Annotated in this window: 7 protein-coding genes and 1 pseudogene; 5 read left to right on the forward strand and 3 right to left on the reverse strand. The window is 68.1% G+C overall.

Annotated features, from left to right (window positions below; genetic code table 11):
* A pseudogene (locus tag ACQKDV_RS17440) lies at positions 1–1228 on the forward strand (TonB-dependent receptor domain-containing protein); the annotation flags it as partial.
* A 99-nt stretch (positions 1229–1327) separates the two neighbouring features.
* Here ACQKDV_RS17440 and ACQKDV_RS17445 read toward each other — a convergent pair.
* On the reverse strand, positions 1328–1624 hold the full coding sequence (locus tag ACQKDV_RS17445) for a HigA family addiction module antitoxin (RefSeq protein WP_108763630.1): 297 nt from the start codon (positions 1622–1624) through the stop codon (positions 1328–1330).
* 12 nt (positions 1625–1636) lie between these two features.
* Complete coding sequence (locus tag ACQKDV_RS17450) at positions 1637–1918, reverse strand: type II toxin-antitoxin system RelE/ParE family toxin (RefSeq protein ID WP_427785414.1); 282 nt, start codon at positions 1916–1918, stop codon at positions 1637–1639.
* A gap of 170 nt (positions 1919–2088) precedes the next feature.
* Here ACQKDV_RS17450 and ACQKDV_RS17455 point away from each other — a divergent pair, with 170 nt between their 5' ends.
* From ACQKDV_RS17455 to ACQKDV_RS17470, 4 genes are all read left to right on the forward strand, one after another.
* On the forward strand, positions 2089–3150 hold the full coding sequence (locus ACQKDV_RS17455; protein ID WP_427785416.1) for a two-component system sensor histidine kinase NtrB: 1062 nt from the start codon (positions 2089–2091) through the stop codon (positions 3148–3150).
* Positions 3143–4591 carry a nitrogen regulation protein NR(I) gene (gene ntrC / locus ACQKDV_RS17460; protein WP_427785417.1) on the forward strand — a complete coding sequence of 483 codons (1449 nt, stop codon included), beginning with the start codon at positions 3143–3145 and terminating at the stop codon, positions 4589–4591. Before ACQKDV_RS17455 ends, ntrC begins: the two co-directional genes overlap by 8 nt.
* Before the next feature lie 93 nt (positions 4592–4684).
* Complete coding sequence (locus ACQKDV_RS17465) at positions 4685–5254, forward strand: superoxide dismutase family protein (RefSeq protein WP_427785418.1); 570 nt, start codon at positions 4685–4687, stop codon at positions 5252–5254.
* Positions 5255–5286: 32 nt separating this feature from the next.
* Entirely contained in the window at positions 5287–5916 is a 630-nt protein-coding gene (locus tag ACQKDV_RS17470) for a superoxide dismutase family protein (RefSeq protein WP_427785421.1), read from the forward strand.
* 104 nt (positions 5917–6020) lie between these two features.
* Here the strand turns inward: ACQKDV_RS17470 and ACQKDV_RS17475 are convergent, their stop codons facing one another.
* Positions 6021–6908, reverse strand: a complete 888-nt coding sequence (locus ACQKDV_RS17475) for a hypothetical protein (protein ID WP_427785425.1) — start codon at positions 6906–6908, stop codon at positions 6021–6023.
* Positions 6909–7051: the final 143 nt, after the last annotated feature.

Here is a 7051-nt window from a genome sequence, read left to right on the forward strand (position 1 = left end):
TATCTGGGCGAAATCCCGCTGATGACCGAAAACGGCACCTTCATCGTCAACGGCAACCAGCGCTTCATCGACATGCTGTTTCCGCTGGAAATCAGCTACATCGAAGTGGTGCGCGGGACCAACGACCCGCGCTACGGCCTGCACAACATCGGCGGCAACGTGAACTTCGGTACGCGCCAGGGTGGCAACTACACCGATGCGCGGCTGGCCTACGGCAGCTACAGCACCCGTGATGCGCAGCTGGCGGTGGGGCGCGAAGCGGATGGCTTCGCGCAGAACTACTTCGTCGGCACCCAGGCCAGCGATGGCTACCGCGACCACGACACCTCGAAGAAGTACTCGCTGGGCGGCAAGTGGTTTTACGGCTCGCAGGACGACGGCCTGCGCATGGGGCTGACCGCTCGCGTCTACCACCACGAAGCAGATGAACCCGGCTTCATGACGGCCGACGAACTGCGCACGCATCGTCGTGGCAGCGATCTGCGCAACGCCAATGATGGCGATGACCGCGACATGCGCCAGATCGCCGCGCACGTGGACCTCAAGCTGTCCGACGCGCTGACCTTCGGCACGCGGCTGTACTACAACCGCTATGAAGACGACCGCCGCGTGACCTTCAGCAACCGCCCACCGGCAACCTGCCGCGCCAGCGCAGCGTGTGGGATGAGCGCCAGACCGGCCTGCTCAGCACACTCACCTGGCAGGCCAGCCCTGTGCTCACCGTCGAAGGCGGCCTGAACTACGATTACAGCCAGGCGCCGGCGCGCGTGCATAACAACGACCGCCACAGCTTCGGCAACTGGGGCGCCTACGTGCAGGCCATCTACCAGCCCGCCGACGCGTGGAAGATCGTGCCGGCCTAGACCGCGATGCCAGCGTTTCGCTGCAGGGCCGGGAAGTGGCCGCCACCCCGCGCCACATCAGCAATCTGGGCATGGACTACCGCGCCAGCGACGCGCTGCGTCTCGGCCTCCAGGCCCGCGCACAAGGCGACTACTACCCGGAAGAGCGCAACGAGACCGGCAAGTTCGGCAGTTTCGCCGTGCTCGACCTCAGCGCCGCGTACCAGATCAACCCGCGCTGGAGCGTGGACCTGCAACTGAAGAACGTCACCGGCCGCGAGTACGCCTACGCCTGGTACGACAGCTTCTTCTGGGACAGCGGCCGCCCGATGCTCTCGCCGGCGCCGGGCCGCAGCGTGTTCGTCGGTCTCAACATGAAGCTGTAACCGGCCACGCATCCGGTAGGGGTCGAGCCTGCTCGACCTGCAGCGGGGTCAGAGCCCTTTCCTGCGGAAAGGGATCCGACCCCGGCCCCCGGATGAACCTCACACCGCCGCGCTGTAAGGCTCGATCCGTGCCAGCACGTCGGCCAGCTTCTCCTTGGTCATCGCCGCATCGAAGTCGGCCTGCAGACCGATCCAGAACTTGTCTGACAGCCCGAAGTAGCGGGAAAGGCGCAGGCCGGTATCTGCCGTCACCGCGCGCTGACCGGTAACAATCTCGCCGATCCGACGCTGCGACACGCCGATCGCCTTCGCCAGGCGGTACTGGGTGATGCCAAGAGGTTCCAGGAACTCGTGCAGCAGGATCTCGCCGGGAGCGGGGTAGGGGACGGTTCGCATGAGCGCGACTCCTTAGTGGTAATCGACAATTTCAACTTCCGCAGGGCCTTCTCGGGTCCACACGAAGCACACCCGGAACTGATCATTGACGCGGATGCTGTACTGGCCGCAGCGGTCTCCGCGTAATGGCTCCAAGCGATTGGCCGGCGGTATGCGCAGATCCCGCAGATCAGCCGCAACATTGAGCATCGCCAACTTGCGGAGTGCAGCGCCTTCGATGTGGCGCCATCTCGGCACGCGCTGGCCATCAAACAGCGCCTGCGTGCGTTTGCAGGCAAATGATTGGATCGGCATGGTAGTAACGATCAGCGATAGTATCGTAAGACGTTAGTATCCTCCGCACAAGGACGGCAGGTAATTGCCAGGTACGACGATCAGCGCCGCATTCCGCTCGAAGGGTCAGAGCCCTTTCCGGACGGAAAGGGATCCGACCCCGGCCCCCCGTTTTGCACTACATTGGTGCAATGTCCGACCCCGCACCCCCGCCGTCCCTCGATGCCCTCGGCACGCCGCTGGCCTGGGCCGGGGCCGATGGCCGCATCATCGGCTGCAATCCCGCGTTCGCCCGCTGGCTGGGCGTCAGCGTCCGCCGCCTGATCGGTCAGCCGTTGGCCGCGCTGGAGGTGCAGGGCGAGGCGCTGGCCCATTTCCTGGCCCGCGACGAGCGTGACAGCCTGCGGCTCAACCGCCTGGCCCTGGCCCTGCCGGGCGAGGCGCCCCGCTTTGCCGAGGGCTGGATGAGCCGCCGCGACGATGGTGGCTGGTTGCTGGAAGCCCACCCGGTCGATGAATTCCCCGGCCTGGACCCGACCCAGGCCCTGCCCAGCGCGCTCAGTGCCGCGCTGAAAGGGCTGGCTCACGAACTGCGCAACCCGCTGGCCGGGCTGAAGGGCGCCGCCCAGCTGCTGGCCCGCCGCGCTGCCCAGCGCGATGCCAGCGAACGCGAGCTGATCGAGCTGATCGGTTCGGAAATCGAACGCCTCAACGGCCTGCTCGACCAGTTGCTGTCGCCGGCCCCGGCCGCACCGCATGCACTGCTGAACATCCACGCTTCGCTGGAACGCGTGCTGCGCCTGGCTGAAAGCGAGGCCGGCTGGGCGGTGCGCCTGCAGCGCGATTACGACCCCAGCATTCCCGAATTCGCAGGTGACGCCGACCGTCTCACCCAGGCGGTGTGGAACCTGGTGCGCAACGCCATCCAGGCCGGCGCCGGGGTCATCACCCTGCGTACGCGCGTGGAGCACGGCGCACGCATTGCCGAACAGCTGCACACGCTGGCGCTGCGCCTGGAAATTGCCGACGACGGCCGTGGCGTGCCTGAAGAACTGGCCGAGCACCTGTTCCTGCCGTTGGTCAGTGGCCGTGCCGAAGGCACCGGGCTGGGCCTGGCGCTGGCCCAGCAGGTAGCACGCGAACACCGTGGCACGCTCACCTACCGCTCGCGCCCGGGCCATACCGTGTTCACCCTGCTGCTGCCGATCGGCAACGGCACCGCCCCGGCCGAGGAGGCCCCGAGTGATGTCTGAACTCCCTTCGTCCGCGCAGCGCATCTGGGTGGTCGACGATGACCGCGCGGTGCGCTTCGTGCTGTGCACCGCGCTGCGCGAGGCGGGCTACCAGGTCGATGATTTCGACAGCGCGGCACCGGCGTTGAAGGCGTTGGCTGAGAGCCCACCGCCGGCGCTGCTGTTCACCGATGTGCGCATGCCCGGCGACGATGGCCTGGTGCTGCTGGAAAAGCTGAAGGCCGCGCTGCCGCTGTTGCCGGTGGTGGTGATGTCGGCCTACACCGATGTGGCCAGCACGGCCGGTGCATTCCGTGGCGGCGCGCATGAGTTCCTGTCCAAGCCCTTCGATCTGGACGATGCGGTGGCCCTGGCCCAGCGCGTGCTGCCCGCGGTGGCGCCGGCCCTGGCCGCGCCGACCACGGTGAGCGACACGCCCAGCGACCAACCGCCACAACTGGTGGGCGACACCCCGGCCATGCGCGCGCTGTTCCGCGCCATTGGCCGCCTGGCGCAGGCACCGTTGGCGGTGCTGATCACCGGCGAAACCGGCACCGGCAAGGAGCTGGTGGCCAACGCGCTGCATCGCGAATCGCCGCGTGCGCAGGGCCCGTTCGTGGCGCTGAACACCGCCGCCATTCCCGCCGAACTGCTGGAAAGCGAACTGTTCGGCCACGAGGCCGGCGCGTTTACCGGTGCCCAGCGCCGTCACATCGGCCGCTTCGAGCAGGCCAACGGCGGCACGCTGTTCCTCGACGAAATCGGTGACATGCCGCTGCCGCTGCAGACGCGCCTGCTGCGCGTGCTGGCCCAGGGCGAATTCTTCCGCGTCGGTGGCCGCGAACTGATCCATGTGGATGTGCGCGTGGTCGCCGCCACCCACCAGGATCTGGAAGGGCTGGTCGCGCAGGGGAAGTTCCGCGCCGATCTGCTGCACCGGCTGGACGTGGTGCGTCTGCAGTTGCCGCCACTGCGCGACCGCCGAGAGGACATCGCGCAACTGGCCACGACCTTTCTGGCTGCTGCCGCGCACAAGCTGGATACACCGCCGAAGCGGCTCACTGCCGCCGCCCTGCAGGCGCTGCGTGAGCACGACTGGCCGGGCAACGTGCGCGAGCTGGAAAACGTCTGCTGGCGCATGGCCGCGCTCGCCGCTGCCGACACCATCGGCGTGGCCGACGTCGATACCGCGCTGAATCGCCCACGCAGCCGCCGTGGCAGCGCGGCAGGCGCCGATCCGGGCCAGTGGGAAGCGCTGCTGTCCGAATGGGCGCGGCGGCAGCTGGTCGAGGGCGCCGAAGGGCTGCATGCGCAGGTGCGCGAGCGGGTGGACCACGCCCTGCTGGAGGCTGCCCTGCAGATCACCCATGGCCGCCGCGCCGAAGCCGCCGCGCGGCTCGGGCTGGGCCGCAACACGCTCACCCGCAAGCTGGGCGCCGGCCGCCGCCGCGGAGGCCATTGAACGGTCCCTGCACACCGTCCTCGCGCCCGCTTGCCGAACTGTTGATCCGCCATGGACGATGCCGTCCGTAGTGTTCCCTGCAAGGAGTTCCTGATGCGCCTGTCCTTTGCCATCCTGCCGCTGTCTGCCGCCGTGCTGTTGTCCGCCTGTGGCAGCGCGCCGCAGAAGCCGCAGCCCACGCCGCCACCGGCAGTCACCACGCCCGTGGCCCAGCTGGCCGAAGCCAATCTGGCGCCGGCCTCGGCCAGCATCGTCAGCGGCCGCCTGGTGCTGAAGACTGAAAGCGGTGGCGTGCACCTGACCGGACTTGTGGGTGGCCTGCAGCCGATGCAGCAGGCCGGTTTCCATATCCATGAGCGTGGTGACTGCAGCGCGGTGGATGCCAGCAGTGCCGGCAATCACTTCAATCCCGCAGCCAGCGCGCATGGCCGCGCGGGTACGGGCAAGCACCATCTGGGTGACATCGACAATCTGCAGGCCGACGCGCAGGGCCGCGCCAATGTCGATGTGCACCTGAAGGGCGTTACCCTTGGGGGAGGCGCCGCCACCGATATCGCCGGGCGTGCACTGGTCGTGCATGCCAACGCCGATGACTATCGCAGCCAGCCCGCCGGCAATGCCGGCGTCCGCATCGCCTGCGGTGTGATCCGGGTTACCCGCTGATCGCCACGGGCATCATTCCAAGGAGAGTTTCCATGCGTTTGATCCATACCTCGCTGTTCGCGGCCATCGCCGCCCTGGGCCTGGCGGCCTGCAACCAGCAGCCCGCAGCGGCCCCGGATGCCCCGGCCACCACCCCGGCCGAAGGCTCGGCCGCCCCGGCTGATCCGGCTGCTGCACCGGCCACCGAAGCCGCTCCGGCCACCGATGCCACGGCGACCGCCGAGCTGGCACCGACCCAGGGCAACGAGACCAAGGGCAGCGTCACCTTCAAGGTGGTCGACGGCAAGGTGCACGTGACCGGCCAGATCACCGGCCTGAAGCCGGGCAGCGAGCACGGCTTCCACATCCACGAGAAGGGCGACTGCAGCGCGCCGGACGGCATGAGTGCCGGTGGCCACTTCAACCCGGGCAAGCAGGACCACGGCAACGTGTCGGCCGACCCGCACCACGGCGGCGACATGCCCAACATCAAGGCCGACGACAAGGGCGTGGCTACCATCGATGGCCCGGTCTCGAGCAACGTCAACATCGGCAAGGGTGATGACTTCGACATCATCGGCCGCGGCCTGATCGTCCACGCCGATGCGGACGACTACCACACCCAGCCGACCGGCAACGCCGGTGCGCGCCTGGCCTGCGCGGTCATCCAGAAGGCTCCGTAAGGAGTACGTGCCGCCTGTAGAGCCGAGCCCATGCTCGGCTGCTCTGCAGGCAGCCTGAGCCGAGCATGGGCTCGGCTCTACAACCCCCGCACGGGGATCGCAGATCAACGCGCCAGCAGCTCGCGCGCGTCCTGCCCGGCCTCGCAGTGCACGAACAGCACCGGCACGCCGTGCGCTTCCAGCACCGCCGCCATCTGCCGCTGGCGCATCAGGAACTGCTCGTAGATGCCCTGCAGGCGGTCGCAGTCGTTCTTGCTGTGGCTGTAGTACGCACACCAGCCCGCCGGATCGAACAGGGCCATGCGCGCTTCGCCCTGCGTGTAGCGCAGCAGCGGCTCCGGTGCGTTGTCCAGCCACTCGTCCTGGCCGGGGGCCAGGATCGCGGTCTCGATCAGCGGCCACAGCGCGGCCAGGCCCTGGTTGTCGTACTGCATCGACATCATCGCGGCCAGATCATTCACGGTGAAATAGCGCGCATGCTCGATGCGGGCACCAAAACTGTTCTGCGCCATCAGCGCCGTATCGGCATGGGCCATGCCGTTGGCCAGCAGCACCTCTTCCAGCGCATCGGCCACTGCGGCGGTGGTCGCCACATCGCTGCCGGTCAGCAGGAACGGCACCACGCGCAGCCCACCGCCGGCCAGCGTCGCATCGGCCTGGAACGGCAGCGGCACCTCGCCATCGGCACCGGCACCGAAGGCCAGCAGGCGCGGCCCCTGGTTGCGGCCCGGCGCGCGCATCTGCAGTTCTTCCAGGCGGCGGTGGATCGGCCAGCCCGGGCGCAGGACTTCGGCAGGGTCGAAATGGGCGGCGGCGAACACCAGGTCCAGCTCGGCCACCTGCGGCACCAGCTTGGCCAGGTCACGACCGATACGCTCGGCCAGTTCGCCAGCCTGGTCGGCGCTGAGCACCGCCTGGCGGGGGATTTCACCGTTGGCCAGTTCCAGGGCCAGCACGCCAAGGGCATTCATCGCAGGGTCGGGTTTGCTCATGGTTCCACGGTTGGCCCATCACAGGGCGGCAGCTACACTTGGCGCCATTATGCCTGCTCCGTCGTGCAGGCCATGTTGCAGACACCCTCACTACAGGAGCGCCACCCATGTGTTCGATCTTCGGAATCTTCGGCCTGCAGGCC

The organism is Stenotrophomonas sp. NPDC077659, from assembly GCF_050268705.1.
Taxonomy (GTDB): domain Bacteria; phylum Pseudomonadota; class Gammaproteobacteria; order Xanthomonadales; family Xanthomonadaceae; genus Stenotrophomonas.